The organism is Delftia tsuruhatensis NBRC 16741, from assembly GCF_001571325.1.
Taxonomy (GTDB): domain Bacteria; phylum Pseudomonadota; class Gammaproteobacteria; order Burkholderiales; family Burkholderiaceae_C; genus Comamonas; species Comamonas tsuruhatensis.
In genome coordinates this window covers 1-13,609 of record NZ_BCTO01000072.1, presented here as the reverse complement: position 1 = coordinate 13,609, position 13,609 = coordinate 1, and the positions used below count along the sequence as shown (strand labels likewise).

Here is a 13,609-nt window from a genome sequence, read left to right as displayed (position 1 = left end):
TTGGTATGAAAAGGGGTTTGGCGGGGCAGGGCGAGGCGTGGCGAGGTCAGGCGGCGGCAAAGCCGCCGTCCATGTTCCAGTGTGCGCCGCGCACCTGGGCGGCCTGCTCGCTGGCCAGGAAACCGGCCAGCGCCGCCACCTGCTCCACGGTCACGAAGGCCTGGGAGGGCTGCTTGGCGCCCAGCAGCTGGCGGGCCGCCGCGTCGGCATCCAGCCCCTCGCGCGCGGCCAGCGCATCGATCTGCCGTTGCACCAGCGGCGTCAGCACCCAGCCCGGGCAGATGGCGTTGCAGGTCACGGGCGTGGTGGCGAACTCCAGCGCCACCGACTTGGTCAGGCCGATCAGCCCGTGCTTGCTGGCCACATAGGCCGGCTTGCGCGCCACGCCCACCAGCCCGCTGACCGAGGCGATATTGATGATGCGGCCCCAGCCGCGCTCCAGCATCTGCGGCGCGCAGGCCTGGATGGCGTGGAAGGGCGCCGACAGGTTGACGGCCAGCAGCTCGTCCCACTTGCCGGCCGGGAATTCGAGCAGCGGGCTCACATGCTGCATGCCTGCGTTGTTGACCAGGATGTCGATGGCGCCCATCTCGGCCGCAATGCGCTGCGCCAGCGGGGCGATGGCGCTGCCGTCGCGCAGGTCCAGCCCGTAGTGGCGCACCGGCACGCCATGCGTTTGGGCGATTTCGCGCACCAGCGCATCGGTCTCGGCAGAAGCGGCGGCCTGGCCATGCAGCGCGATGGCCGCGCCCTCGCTGGCCAGATGGCGCGCCACGGCCAGGCCGATGCCGCTGGTCGAGCCGGTGATCCAGGCCACGCGGCCCGCATGCGGGCGGCTGGCCGGGGTGGAGGGGGTGGGGTTCATTTCAGGAGATCCATTTCCATATGCACGTACTCGCTGAGAAAGCGCACCCGCGCCCAGTAGATCAGCAGCCCGTCGGCATTGCAGGCCCAGCGCAGCGCCTGCATCAGCGGCGTGCCCAGGGCCACGCCCAGGTGCTCGGCGGCCAGTTCGTCGGCCGGCGCCACGCTCAGGTGCTGGCGCGCCACGGCAATGCGCGAGGGGTCGCTGCTCAGGGCCACGGCCAGGGAGCTGCGCTGCAGCTGGGCCTCGATCTCGGGGAACAGTTCCTGCTCCAGGTACAGCTGCGACAGGCAAAACCGCGCCGCGTCATGGTCGTACACGCGCAGCAGGTGCACGTAGGCGGGGGCCATGCGGCCCACGTCGGGGAAGCCTTCGGGAATCGGCGGCAGGCAGTCCCGCCCGGTGTGCAGGGTGATCTGGCCGATGTGGGCGCCAAAGGCCACCAGCTCCTTCCAGCTGGTGGGCAGCAGGAAGGACGGCGGCTTGTAGGGCGCCGCAATCACCCGCGTGCCGCCGCGCTTGCGCGTGAGCAGCAGGCCCTCTGCCACCAGGGCGCCCAGCGCCATGCGCACCGTGGTGCGCGACACGCCATGCAGCGCCTGCAGCTCCTGCACCGTGGGAATGGCGCTGCCTACGGGCCAGGCGCCCGTGGACACCTTGCTGCGGAACAGCCGCGCCAGCTGCAGGTGCAGCTTGTCCCGGCCTTGTTGAGGGGCCGACGCGGTGGAGTTGGAGGGCATGAAGGCAATAAAGTATCTATTCAGTGCTTTTATTTTTGCACAAAGCAATAGCCCTGACAGCCTGCACTGACGCCCGTCGTTGACAAATGTCTTCAATTGACCAGGCCGAATGACTTTTAAACTGCGGCCCTTTTTCCGTTTTTCGAACGTTGGCCAGAGCGGCCGTTGGGTATTTCATGCAGCAGCAACATGCTTGGGAGTTTTTTCGCGCCGGTGGAGTGGACCAGGTGGTCATCCGCACCGGGCAGGACATTGCGCACATCGGCGAGCTGGACCAGAAGCTGTGGGTGGCCCTGGCCTGCCCCACGCGCGGCATCGAGTTCGACAGCGACACGCTGGACCTGATCGACGAAGACAAGGACGGCCGCATCCGCCCGCCCGAACTGATCGCCGCCTGCCAATGGGCCGTGGCGCGCGTGCGTGACCCCCAGGTGCTGGCCGATGGCGGCGACGTCCTGCAACTGTCCAGCCTGGAGCGCGACAGCGAGCAGGGCGCCTTGCTGCATGCCGAGGCCGAGCGCATGCTGGCCCTGTCCGGTCAGGCCGGCGGCGCCGCGCTGAGTCTGGGCCAGGTGCGCGAGCGCCTGGCCTCCCTGGCGGCCATGCGCTTCAATGGCGATGGCATCGTCAGCCCCGCCACCGCCGGGGACGACAAGGCGCTGGCCGCGCTGGTCGAGCGCATCGGCAAGGCCTACGGCACGGCGGCGGGCGCCGATGGCGTGGCCGGCATCGCACGCAAGCAGGCCGAGTCCTTCTATGCCGACCTGCGTTCCCTGCGCGACTGGCATGCAGGCGCCGAGGCCCTGGGCTGCGGCATTGCCGAGCGCGACCAGGCCCTGGCCGCGGCCCGCGCCGTGGACGCGGTGCAGGCCAAGGTGGACGACTTCTTCGCACGCACGCGGCTGGCCGCCTTCGACACGCGCGCGCAGGACCCGCTCAACCCCTCCATCGAAGGCTATGCCGCCCTGGGCCGTGAGGTGCTGGACAGCGGCGCCCAGGCCATTGCCGCGCTGCCGCTGGCCGCCGTGGCGGCCGACCGCGCGCTGCCGCTGGCCCAGGGCGTCAACCCCGCCTGGGCCGGTGCGCTGCAGGCCCTGCGCGAGCAGGCCGTGCAGCCCGTGCTGGGCGAAGACCTGCAGGAGATCACCGCCGCGCAGTGGGAGCAGGTCAAGGCCGCCCTGCAGCCCTGCCGCCAATGGCTGGCGGCCCGGCCCGCCACGCCGCTCGATGCCCTGCCTCAACAGGAGGTGCAGGCGCTGCTGGACGGCGGCCAGGAAGCCGCGCTGCTGGACCTCATTGCCCAGGACGAGTCCGAGAAGGAACACAGCCTGCAGGCCGTGGCGCTGGAAAAGCTCATCCGCCTGCAGCGCGACCTGCTGGCGCTGCTCAACAACTTCGTCTCTTTCAGCAGCTTCTACCGGCGCGAGGGCGCGGCCTTCCAGGCCGGCACGCTCTACCTGGATGCCCGCAGCTGCGACCTGACCGTGGAAGTGAGCGACACCGCCGCCCACGCCGCGCTGGCCGGCCGCGCCAAGACCTGCCTGGCCTACTGCGAGCTCCGGCGCGAGGGCAAGAAGAAAGCCATCGTCGCGGCCTTCACGGCGGGCGACGTGGACTTTCTCTTCGTGGGCCGCAACGGCGTGTTCTATGACCGCGCGGGCAACGACTGGGACGCCACCATCGTCAAGCTCATCGAGAACCCCACCAGCATCGGCCAGGCCTTCTTCCTGCCCTACAAGAAATTCCTGCGCATGGTGGAAGAGCAGGTTGCCAAGCGCGCCTCGGCCAAGGAGGAGGGCGTGACCGCCAGCCTGGGCACGCAGGCCGGCCAACTGGTCACGGCGCCCGGCACCGCCGCGGCCAACGCCACAGCCGCCACAGCCGCCACCGCTGCGGCCGCATCGCGCAAGACCGATGTGGGCACCGTGGCCGCCCTGGGCGTGGCCCTGGGCTCCATCAGCGCCGTGCTGGTGGGCATCTTCGGCAAGTTCATTGACCTGGGGCCCTGGATTCCCGTGGCCCTGGTCGGCCTCATCGCGGCCATCTCAGGGCCCAGCATGATGATTGCCTGGCTCAAGCTGCGCCAGCGCAGCCTGGGGCCCATCCTGGACGCCAGCGGCTGGGCCATCAACGGCCGCATGCGCATCAACCTGCCGCTGGGCCGCAGCCTCTCGCAGACCGCCAAGGTGCCGGTGGGCGCACGGCGCACGGCGGGCGACCCCTATGCGGAAGGCAACGGCCTGCGCAACACCCTGGTGGCGCTGGCCGTGGTGGCCTTGCTGGCGCTGATGGCCTGGCGCCTGCACTGGGTCGATGGCCTGCTGCCCGCCGGCTGGCAGTACGGCGCGGCACCGGCCGCTGTGCCGGCTGCACCAGGGTCCGCACCTGCGCCAGCACCGGCACCGGCACCGGCACCGGCGGCTCAGTAAGTCAATGCCAAGGGGCGGGCAAGCCACTTGCCCCGCCCCGGTCGGGAAACCTCAAGGCGCGACAATAGCGCCATGACCACCCCCACCCACGTACAACGCAGTGCCGTGCCCCTAAGCACGCACGACACCACCCGCATCGACGACCTGCGCATCAAGGCCGTGCGCCCCCTGATCACCCCGGCCCTGCTGCAGGAATGGCTGCCCGCGCCCGAGGCCGCGCAGCAACTGGTGGAAACCAGCCGCGCCGCCATCTCGGACGTGCTGCAGGGCCGGGACGACCGGCTCATCGTCGTCGTCGGTCCCTGCTCCATCCACGACCACGACCAGGCCATGGACTATGCGCGCCAGCTCAAGGCCCAGGCCGACGCCCTGGCCGGCGAGCTGCTCGTGGTCATGCGCGTCTACTTCGAGAAGCCCCGCACCACCGTGGGCTGGAAGGGCTACATCAACGACCCGCACCTGGACGGCAGCTTCGCCATCAACGAAGGCCTGGAAATGGCCCGCGCCCTGCTGCTGGACGTGCTGGCCCTGGGCCTGCCCGTGGGCACGGAATTCCTGGACCTGCTGTCGCCGCAATTCATCAGCGACCTGGTCAGCTGGGGCGCCATCGGCGCGCGCACCACGGAAAGCCAGAGCCACCGCCAGCTGGCCAGCGGCCTGTCCTGCCCCGTGGGCTTCAAGAACGGCACGGATGGCGGCGTCAAGGTGGCCAGCGATGCCATCCAGGCGGCCAGCGCGCCCCACGCCTTCATGGGCATGACCAAGATGGGCCAGTCTGCCATCTTCGATACCCGCGGCAATGGCGACTGCCACGTCATCCTGCGCGGCGGCAAGCAGCCCAACTACGGCGCCGAGCATGTGCAGGCCGCCTGCGCCCTGCTGGAAGGTGCGGGCCTGCGCCCGCAGGTCATGATCGATGTCTCCCACGCCAACAGCAGCAAGCAGCACCGCCGCCAGATCGACGTGGCGGCCGACGTGGCCCAGCAGATCGCCGGTGGCGATGCCCGCATCACGGGGCTGATGATCGAAAGCCACCTGCAGGAAGGGCGGCAGGACATCGTGGACGGCCAGCCGCTGGCGCATGGCGTGTCCGTGACCGATGCCTGCATCAGCCTGGAGCAGACAGTGCCTGTGCTGCAGCAGATGGCTGCGGCGGTGAAGGCGCGGCGGGCGAAGCTGCGGGGGTGAGTTGACTGGCCGGGTCTGTTTGGGACCCGCGTCAGACAAGGGAGCAGTCCTGTCCTTCGGCAGGACTGCAATGCTGCAACCGCTACAGCGCAGTGGCGTGCATACAGGTCGCCGATGTAAAGACAGGGTCGGCAGACTGCGAGATCTCATTCAGATGCTGGGGCAGCGCATGCCCGCATCACGCTTTTCAGACCAGTCCGATTGCGTCATGCATTTTCGCATTGAATGATTGATTTTTATATCGGCTCAAGAGATTTTCTATTGTTGCATCCAGTGTATCTCAAGGATTGCGCCGATATGTTTGTCCATATTCCGCAGTGACAGGGATGGCGGGTAATGAATAATGAATGGCAGCTTCAACGTAACCCAGGATCTTCATTTCAAAGAATTCGGGTCATATATCATGGGTTTTGATTCTGCGGAGGAGGGATAGGTATGAGGCCTGGTGATGCAAAGCGGGTATTTGACCTCGCAGTTGGGCGCTCCGCCCCACCGCTTGCCTCCATGGTCACCATTTTTGCCATTAGTTTCCATAGCCCTGCTCTTGTTGCCCAATTCAGCATCGCCCTTTCCTTTACTTCACTTTTCTTTGTATTGCCGGCGAGTATTGGCGCCATCTTCTTTTCGGAAATGGCTGCCAGCAAAGATAAGGAGCAATCCGATTCACTCATCAGTTTGCTATTCTGGTTGGTCCTCTTGTACACCGGGGTTTGTTTTATTCTGGTGTATTGGCTTCCTGTTATCTCGAAAACCCTGATATCCGGTTTGCCAGAGGAACTGTTGGATGGGGCCGTATCGCAGGCAAGATTGATAATTCTGTGTATTCCATTCTTCGGAATCATCAATGTATGTAGCTGCGTTCTTGAGTCAAGATCACATAATGCCATCGTTGCAAAATTCAGAATGTGGCAGGTTTTTTTCCATGCAGCCTGTGTGATTGTTGTGCTGGTGCTGCTTGGAAGGAATGAGTGGATGAGTGATGACTCGGTCGCTCTTGCCTATCTGTTCAGTGACATCATTTTTTCCATTGCCGCATATGCTTTGATGCGGAAATACTGTCAATTCGGTTTTTCATTCAATTTTCGTGGATTGCCTGGCAGAAGAATATTTTCCGTTTTGATTCCTGGCTATGCCAATTCTTTCTTTGGAAAATATCTGCTTTATATATTGTCAATGTCTGTTGCAGGGCTGGGTGCAATGTATTCTGCAATTCAATCCCAAGTTTCTGCCATATTGCTTTTGGCAGAACTGCCTGCCATGGGAGTCTGTGCTCTTCTGGCGATGGAGATATCAAAAAATCGTGGAAGATGGGCAGTGCAATTTCAGTTCATCAAAGATTCTTCTTCATTGATGATTTATTGTGCCATTATTCCGGCTGTTGCATTGTTTGTATTCATGCTGTTCTATGAAATATCGATGGCCAATGGTTATCAAATTGTCGGTGAGGGGTTCCTTTCCTTGGTGTGCAAAGGAACTACGGATGTGGGGTTTTTCTATGCGGCAGCAATTTCTGGCGGGCTAGGCCTTTATTGGTCGTCAAGAATCATTTTTTGGGTTGTTTACGCATTGGTGTTTTTTGCCCCGATGTCATTGGGATTTCATGGCTCCAGTTATTCCATGATCAATTATGTTTTCTCATTTTCTTCTCTCCTGTCCTGTGCGCTGTTGGTCCTGCTTATCCACAACAGGCGAGATTCCCTATCCGAAGAGAAGATTGGCTTGAAGCAGAGCCTGTAGCAGTGGTGGCCCTTGGCGAGGTGATCTGTCCTTCGGCAACCCCGCAACCGCCACGATGCAGGCGCTGACATACGGGGTGGGGAGGCGGGGGAACGTTCTCAGGCCCGCACGGGCCTGGGCTCCAGATTGCGCGCCGTGCCCAGCCAGGTCGCGCAATGCGTTTCATGACCGCCCTCGGCCACCGCGTACAGGTCGGCTGCGCAGATGCTGAGCACGCGGCCGGCATCCACCACGCGGCCGCGCGCCCGCAGGTGGGTGCCGCGTGCGGGGGCGAAGAGCTTCACGCTGCCGTCCACCGTGGCATTGGCCCAGCCGGCAGGCAGCAGTGAACCTGCGGCCGACACCGCCGCAAAGTCGCCCAGTGCAAAGACCGCCGTGGCCTGCAACTGGCCCGGCTGAAAGCACAGGGCATCGGCAATGGGCATCTCCAGCTCGGTGGCTCCGGGCTCGGCACGCACGAAGCGCAGGCCCAGGGTGCGCGCCATGGGCATGGCCAGCACGGCGTTCTGCAGCGCCTGGGTGGATGGGGTGGGGTGGGTGGTCGGCTCAGTCATGGCCTGTCTCCTTCGTGGTGGGTGAAGCGGCACGGCGCACGCGCGGCCAGGGCGCGGCGGGTTTGTCGGGTGCGTTGGATGGGGCCGGTGCCGTCTGCGCCAGATCCCGCTCGGCCTGGCGGGCGCGCAGCCACTGCACATGGTCCAGGGCCTGGGCGCGCTGGGCCTGCAGCGCGGCGATCTGTTCGTCTATCTCCTGCACGCGCTGCTGCACGGCATCGGCCAGGTCACCGGGGCCTATGCGCCCCGCACGCCAGGCGCGCAGGTTCTCCGCAATGCGCGGCAGCCCGAACCCCAGCGCGCGGGACATGGCGATGAACACCACCTCGCGCCGGGCCGAGCGCGGATAGTCGCGGTAGCCATTGGGCAGGCGCCGGGGCTTGAGCAGGCCCGCGCGCTCGTAGTGCCGCAGCGCGTGGATGGAGACGCCCGTGAGCCGGGCGAGTTCGGAGATCAGCATGTGCCAAGGCTAGCAAGGCTCGTGCTGGGCTAGGGTTGGGAAGGGGACAGGTTTTTTTCTATCGCTGTCTCTTGCCAGTCGTCTTCAAGCCGGCTGCGCGGCAGGCCTCATCACGCGCGCCGTGAACCGGGCCATGAACTCGCGAGTGACAATGCGCCCGCCCAGGGCCGTCAGGTAGTTGGCGCAGCCGTGCACCACCGATGCGCGGTTGTCGTCGAAGGCTTTCAGCCCCAGGCGAACCACGTCTTCGCTGGATGCTTTTTTCCCGAAGGATGCGGCCTCGCCGGCGCGGGCGAAGAACGCCGTGTCGGTAGCGCCCGGGCACAACGCCAGCACGCGCACGCCGCGCGGCCGGTACTCGGCCCAGAGCGCTTCGCTGAACGAAAGGACAAAGGCCTTGGTCGCGGCGTAGACCGCCATGTACGGGACCGGCTGAAACGCTGCCGTGGAGGCGATGTTGATGACGCCGCCCTGGCGCTGCTCCAGTGCGGGGAGGCACAGGTGCGTCAATTCCACCAGGGCGCCCACATTCAGGTCGATGGCCTCCCGCTGTATGTCCAGCGCCAGTTCATCAAACCTGCCGTGGGTGCCGAAGCCGGCGTTGTTCACCAGCAGGTCCGGCAGCAGGCCCCTGGCGCTGACGGCCTCGAAGACCCGCCGGGCCGCCCCGGGTGCGGCCAGGTCCTCCACCAGGAATTCGGCGCCGGGCAATTCGCGGGCGAGCTTCTCGAGCCTGTCGCGGCTGCGCGCGATCAGCACGACTTTGGCGCCACGGCGGGCAAGCTCCCTGGCGAATACTTCACCGATGCCCATGGAGGCGCCGGTCACCAGGACGGTTTTCTGGGAGAAATCAAAAGGGGTTTTCATGCACTCGAGTATTGCGACGGGGGGCCCGCCTGGGAATGGGCAGCGCTGGTAAGCTGATTTGCATTCATGAAAAACCAACCGCCCACCACCTGGGATGACCTGCGCGTGCTCCTGGCGCTTCACCGCCACCAAAGCCTGCTGGCCGCAGGCGCGGCCCTGGGCCTGTCCACCTCCACCGTCGCGCGGCGCATCGAGGCGCTGGAGCAATCCCTGGGCCGCGCCCTGGTACACCGCAGCAGCGCAGGGACGACGGTCGAGCCCGATGCGATGGAACTGGTGGAGCTGGCCGAGCAATTCGAGCTGGGACTGGGCGGCATCAAGCGCGACGACCGGCCCGCTGAGAAGGCCCATGCGCTGACCGGCACCATCCGCGTCAGCATGGGCGAAGGCTTCGTGAAGCCGGTGACCGCCGTGCTCTCGCAGTTGAGAAGCGCGCACCCCGGGCTGCATATCGAAGTGGCCGTGGAGTCGCGCTTCACGGATGTCGGGCGGCGCGAAGTGGACGTCGCGCTCCGGGTCGGGCGCTCCAGCTCGGCCGTGGTGGTGGAGAAATGGGCGGGGCAACTGACGTTTGGCCTGTACGCCTCGCACGGCTATGTCGAGCAGCGCCTGCCGGGTCGCCGCCTGCGCGTGCAGGACTTCGCCAGCCACGACTTCGTGGGACAGGACCTGGCCACCGGCCGGCAGGACGCCTCCAACCTGTGGCTGGCCAGCCGGGGCGCCACCCGGTTCGTCTTTCGATCCGGCTCCGACCTGGCCCGCCAGGAGGCCACGGAGCAAGGCCAGGGCATCTGCCTGCTGCCCGACGCCATGGCCCATGCCGTGCCCGGCCTGGCACGGCTGGAGGTGGACGCGCCACTGCCGTCCTGCCCGGTGTACCTGGCCTATCACCGCGACCGCCGCAACGTGCCGGGCGTGCGGGCCGTGATCGACGCGCTGGGCGCGGCGCTGGCCGAAGGGCTGCAGCCGCCCGCAGAGAAAGCCGAAGCGGCCAACCCTGCCACGCAGTCATGACAGGCCCGGTCTTTCCAGACCTTTCAAGGCGGGGGCGCGGCCGGCGGACCCGGTGAGCAGCCAGGACCATCGTTGGTCGTCAATCCCAACGAAACAAGAATGGGCAGTGGCTGGCGCGAAACGACCCGTTGTGGTCGTTCGTGCCTCGGCGCCTGCAACCGCTCAATCCTTGAGCAAGCGCGCCTTCACCGTTCTCCCCTTGATCTTTCCGCTATTGAGCCGGGCAACGACGTCATGCGCAATCTTGCGGTCCACGGCCACATAGGTTGCGAACTCGTTGATGTCGATCTTGCCCACTTGCTCGCGGGTGTAGCCCAGGTCTGCGGTGAGCGCGCCCAGCACATCGCCCGGGCGGATCTTGTCCTTGCGGCTGGCATTGATGTGGATGGTGGCCTTGGATGGCAGGAGCCGGCCACCGGGAGTCGGCGTCAGCTCGTCCAGCGGGTACCAGACGGATGGGCTGCCCTGCATCTGCTCGATGTTTCCGACCGCGCCCATTTCGTCCATCGTCGCAAGACTCAGGGCCAGGCCTTTCTGGCCGGCGCGGCCTGTGCGGCCGATGCGGTGCACGTGCACTTCAGGGTCGGGCGTGATGTCCACGTTGATGACGGCGCCCAGGTTGGTCACATCCAGCCCGCGAGCCGCCACATCGGTGGCGACCAGCACGGAGCAACTGCCGTTCACGAAGCGCACCAGCACCTGGTCACGGTCACGCTGCTCCAGATCGCCGTGCAGCTCCAGCGCGCTGTAGCCCTGGGCCTGCAGCAGCTCGGCAAGGGCCCGACAGCGCGCCTTGGTATTGCAGAAGGCCAGCGTGCTCTCGGGCCGGAAATGCTCCAGCAGGCGAGCCACCGCAGGCAGCCGCTCTTCCTTGTCCACCTCGTACCAGCGCTGCTCGATCTGCTCGCCGCTGTGCTGCGCGGCGACCTTGACCGTGACCGGGTCACGCATGAAGCGCGCGGCCAGCTTGGCGATGCCTTCAGGGTAGGTTGCGGAGAACAGCAAGGTCTGGCGCTGCGGGGGGCACTGCTTGGCGACCTTGGCGATGTCATCGACGAAACCCATGTCGAGCATGCGATCCGCTTCGTCAAGCACCAAGGTGTTCAGCGAATCAAGGTTCAGATTGCCCCGGTCCAGGTGATCGATCACACGGCCGGGCGTGCCCACGATCACGTGCGCGCCGTTCTCAAGGCTCGCGTTCTGGCCGCGCAGCGGAACGCCGCCGGACAGGGTCACCACCTTGACGTTGTCTTCCGCACGCGCCAGGCGGCGAATCTCGGTCGTCACCTGATCGGCCAGCTCGCGGGTGGGGCAGAGCACCAGGCCTTGCACCGAGAAATTGCGCGTATCCAGCTTGGCCAGCAGCGCCAGGGCAAAGGCTGCGGTCTTGCCGCTGCCGGTCTTCGCCTGGGCGATCACATCCTTGCCTTCAAGCGCAGGGGGCAGGCTGGCGAGCTGAATCGCCGTCATTTCAAGGTAGCCGAGCCGCTCAAGATTGGCGAGCGTCGCAGGCGAAAGCGCAAGTTTGTCGAAGGAATGGGGGGAAGCCGAGGGTGCAGTCATGGCGGCATTTTAGTTTTGGCGCTCTCAGGGCCGGGGCGCGGCACGCTGGTCACTGAGAAAGAACAGGGGCTTGCTGGGCCATTGCCGGCATGTGCGAGAAGACGGCCAGCGGGGTGTTGACGGCATGGATGGCAAGAGGTCTGCCGTGGGGCTAACAGATAGCAACCAGCCTGAAGCTGCCGGCCAGCAGTCGGCTGGCGACCCATTGCGGTCTTCGAAGCAAATTCAAAAGCGGTCGTCCAGAGCACCCCAGTTTCGAAGACCTGCGGCCGCATCGGCGTAACTCAATGCAAGCCTGAAGGCTCTTGCAAACGTTGGCTGGCGAGCGGTCGGCGGGCCTACTACCGGCCGCGCTTCTCCAAAATCGCGATGAGTTCTGCGTCGACCTCGTCCGGCACTTGGTTCTGTCGATGGCGAAGTCGTTCAACTACCGTGCCGGTCGGGGGATGGCTGTCCCACGCCTCGCGGCTCCAGTCGCCCCGCAGCAAGATGTCCCAGTAGATCTCGCCTTTCGTGCTATCCACCAGATCGCCTGCGTCATCGGGGGCTGCGCCGTAGCTCAGCAGCAGCGCCGCCAGCGGTAGGCAGATCGGGCGCATCTCGCTGCCGCGACCGCACAGCAGCAGCGCAACGGCACCGAGCAGCGAGCCGCGCCAGTACAGACGCTTGTAGCGGAAGTCAGCGTCAATGCCGCTGCCCGTCAATTTGTGCAAGCACAGGCGCACAGGCATGTTGGCGTCTAACCCCTGGGCAAGCAGCCCGGCCAAGAAATCCAAGATCAACTGACCATCGCGCGCCGGGACGAAGTGTCGGTCGCCGTTCAGTGGGACGTCGGCCATGAGCGCCCGCTCCTTGGCGTCGAAAATGCCAACTAACACCTCGCGCTGAAACGCATCGGGCTCCATCCAGAACGCGGCGCTGGCACCGTTGGTGAGCAACTCATTGGCCAGGGTCAGCGGCTGGCAACCCATCGTCGGGTGGCGCATGACGTTACGCAGCAGGGAGGTGGGGCGGTCATCCCACAGCGGGGTGTCCAGATTCACCCCTGCGGCGACCAGCTCGGCAACGGTTCCTGCGTCGCGCTCCTGCCAGTACAGGCGCTCCAGGCGGCGCTGATCGCTCATGGCCGGCGGCGCAACGGAGCGCGCGCCCAGTGTCTCCAGCACGGCCAGCACGTCCAGCCGGTCCTTAAAGAAACTCACACTGTTGAAGAGAAGGCTGCCCCTCACCTGCTCCGGGTGCAGGGCCCAGCGGATCTGCGCGTTGACGTCCACGCCCTCGCGAGAGGCCAGCAAGGCCAGCAGTTCGGGATGTTCGCAGAGCGCGCGCAGCACACACTCCGAGCGCCACAGCGCCACGGGGTCGGCTTGTGGCGCCTGCACGAGCGTGCGCAGCAGTGCCGGAGTGTTCTTGCCGCCGTAGCTCTGCACCACCTCTGCGACCTCGTCGACCCAGGCCAGGCAGGCGATTAGGTCGACGTTCGCGTCCAGCAGCGCCGACACCGCCTTGCCTAGCCGGGCCTTGGCCGCATGCACCAGAAGCGGCGTGCCATCGACCACGGCATTCTTCGGTGCGCCGGCCTTGATGGCCTTGGCGAAGGCAGCCTCCTTGCCGTCCAGCAGCAGCTCCAGCAGCTCCTCCTCCTCAGTCAGCATCGGCGCCGGGAAGGCCTTGGCAGCAACCTTTTTGCCGCCTTGGTAATGCAGCGTTCGCGTTTCGCCGACCTGCCCGTACCAGATGCGCACTCGGATGTGCGTCGCGCCGGCGTCGTGCAGTGCCTGGATATGCGCCTTCTCCAATTCGTCACCGGATGAGGTGTCAATCACGAAGCGCAGCGTCTCGCCCCGCAGCGACGTACTGGTCACGAAGGGCTTCTCCCAGTCGTCGAAGCAAGCTTGCAGCGGCGCGGGCCACTGGTCGGCGAACTGGCCGACTGCGGTCTGGAGGTGACCGTGCAGCGCGGAGAGCATAAGGGCATCAGCGCCGATGCAGGTAAAGGTCAGGATGTTGGAAGACATGAGGGGGGTGTAGACAGGCGAGAAGGCGTCTGAGGCGCCATTGTGTCCAAGCTCGGTGCCCGTTAGCTTGACACTTTGTCCACACACCCATATCCAGCCTTTGCGACTTTCAATCGACGTTGCAAATTCGGCTTTAGATTTGACTATCGGATAGAAGCAATGTCCGCTCTTGGC

General features: G+C 65.4%; 11 protein-coding genes. 4 read left to right on the top strand and 7 right to left on the bottom strand.

Features of this window, described 5'->3' with window-relative positions:
* Nucleotides 1–46: 46 nt before the first annotated feature.
* Complete coding sequence (locus DTS01S_RS26625; protein ID WP_017407177.1) at nucleotides 47–865, bottom strand: 3-hydroxybutyrate dehydrogenase; 819 nt, start codon at nucleotides 863–865, stop codon at nucleotides 47–49.
* On the bottom strand, nucleotides 862–1,605 hold the full coding sequence (locus DTS01S_RS26620) for a GntR family transcriptional regulator (RefSeq protein ID WP_016450321.1): 744 nt from the start codon (nucleotides 1,603–1,605) through the stop codon (nucleotides 862–864). Before DTS01S_RS26620 ends, DTS01S_RS26625 begins: the two co-directional genes overlap by 4 nt.
* A gap of 176 nt (nucleotides 1,606–1,781) precedes the next feature.
* On the opposite strand from DTS01S_RS26620, the gene DTS01S_RS26615 reads away from it, so the two are divergent.
* The 3 genes from DTS01S_RS26615 to DTS01S_RS26605 all read left to right on the top strand — a co-directional run bounded on the left by DTS01S_RS26615 (nucleotide 1,782) and on the right by DTS01S_RS26605 (nucleotide 6,959).
* Nucleotides 1,782–4,034 (top strand): hypothetical protein, encoded by a 2,253-nt coding sequence (locus DTS01S_RS26615; RefSeq protein WP_061289722.1) that lies wholly within the window; start codon nucleotides 1,782–1,784, stop codon nucleotides 4,032–4,034.
* Between the two features lie 72 nt (nucleotides 4,035–4,106).
* Nucleotides 4,107–5,222, top strand: a complete 1,116-nt coding sequence (locus DTS01S_RS26610; protein ID WP_026062720.1) for a 3-deoxy-7-phosphoheptulonate synthase — start codon at nucleotides 4,107–4,109, stop codon at nucleotides 5,220–5,222.
* A 435-nt stretch (nucleotides 5,223–5,657) separates the two neighbouring features.
* Nucleotides 5,658–6,959, top strand: coding sequence for an MATE family efflux transporter (locus tag DTS01S_RS26605; RefSeq protein ID WP_061289719.1), 1,302 nt, complete (start codon nucleotides 5,658–5,660; stop codon nucleotides 6,957–6,959).
* 98 nt (nucleotides 6,960–7,057) lie between these two features.
* Here DTS01S_RS26605 and DTS01S_RS26600 read toward each other — a convergent pair whose 3' ends face one another.
* From DTS01S_RS26600 to DTS01S_RS26590, 3 genes are all read right to left on the bottom strand, one after another.
* A complete protein-coding gene (locus DTS01S_RS26600) occupies nucleotides 7,058–7,513 on the bottom strand; it encodes a PaaI family thioesterase (RefSeq protein ID WP_017406679.1) in 456 nt (151 codons plus the stop codon).
* Nucleotides 7,506–7,973, bottom strand: a complete 468-nt coding sequence (locus DTS01S_RS26595; protein ID WP_016454514.1) for a MerR family DNA-binding transcriptional regulator — start codon at nucleotides 7,971–7,973, stop codon at nucleotides 7,506–7,508. The genes DTS01S_RS26600 and DTS01S_RS26595 overlap by 8 nt, the downstream gene beginning before the upstream one ends.
* Before the next feature lie 84 nt (nucleotides 7,974–8,057).
* Nucleotides 8,058–8,840, bottom strand: coding sequence for an SDR family NAD(P)-dependent oxidoreductase (locus DTS01S_RS26590; RefSeq protein WP_016450326.1), 783 nt, complete (start codon nucleotides 8,838–8,840; stop codon nucleotides 8,058–8,060).
* A gap of 66 nt (nucleotides 8,841–8,906) precedes the next feature.
* On the opposite strand from DTS01S_RS26590, the gene DTS01S_RS26585 reads away from it, so the two are divergent.
* Nucleotides 8,907–9,854, top strand: a complete 948-nt coding sequence (locus DTS01S_RS26585) for a LysR family transcriptional regulator (RefSeq protein ID WP_017406678.1) — start codon at nucleotides 8,907–8,909, stop codon at nucleotides 9,852–9,854.
* 162 nt (nucleotides 9,855–10,016) lie between these two features.
* Here the strand turns inward: DTS01S_RS26585 and dbpA are convergent, their stop codons facing one another.
* The gene (gene dbpA / locus DTS01S_RS26580) at nucleotides 10,017–11,417 is read right to left on the bottom strand and encodes an ATP-dependent RNA helicase DbpA (protein ID WP_016454517.1); all 1,401 of its coding nucleotides are present in this window, start codon (nucleotides 11,415–11,417) and stop codon (nucleotides 10,017–10,019) included.
* Nucleotides 11,418–11,758: 341 nt separating this feature from the next.
* Nucleotides 11,759–13,609: hypothetical protein (locus tag DTS01S_RS26575; protein ID WP_255247330.1), on the bottom strand; the 1,851-nt coding region annotated here is incomplete at its 5' end.

Bases quoted from the DNA above. Each gene is read 5' to 3' on its own strand.
- DTS01S_RS26605 (WP_061289719.1), top strand. From the start codon at position 5,658: ATGAGGCCTGGTGATGCAAAGCGGGTATTTGACCTCGCAGTTGGGCGC.
- DTS01S_RS26615 (WP_061289722.1), top strand. From the start codon at position 1,782: ATGCAGCAGCAACATGCTTGGGAGTTTTTTCGCGCCGGTGGAGTGGAC.
- DTS01S_RS26595 (WP_016454514.1), bottom strand. From the start codon at position 7,973: ATGCTGATCTCCGAACTCGCCCGGCTCACGGGCGTCTCCATCCACGCG.
- DTS01S_RS26620 (WP_016450321.1), bottom strand. From the start codon at position 1,605: ATGCCCTCCAACTCCACCGCGTCGGCCCCTCAACAAGGCCGGGACAAG.
- dbpA (WP_016454517.1), bottom strand. From the start codon at position 11,417: ATGACTGCACCCTCGGCTTCCCCCCATTCCTTCGACAAACTTGCGCTT.
- DTS01S_RS26610 (WP_026062720.1), top strand. From the start codon at position 4,107: ATGACCACCCCCACCCACGTACAACGCAGTGCCGTGCCCCTAAGCACG.
- DTS01S_RS26600 (WP_017406679.1), bottom strand. From the start codon at position 7,513: ATGACTGAGCCGACCACCCACCCCACCCCATCCACCCAGGCGCTGCAG.
- DTS01S_RS26585 (WP_017406678.1), top strand. From the start codon at position 8,907: ATGAAAAACCAACCGCCCACCACCTGGGATGACCTGCGCGTGCTCCTG.
- DTS01S_RS26590 (WP_016450326.1), bottom strand. From the start codon at position 8,840: ATGAAAACCCCTTTTGATTTCTCCCAGAAAACCGTCCTGGTGACCGGC.
- DTS01S_RS26625 (WP_017407177.1), bottom strand. From the start codon at position 865: ATGAACCCCACCCCCTCCACCCCGGCCAGCCGCCCGCATGCGGGCCGC.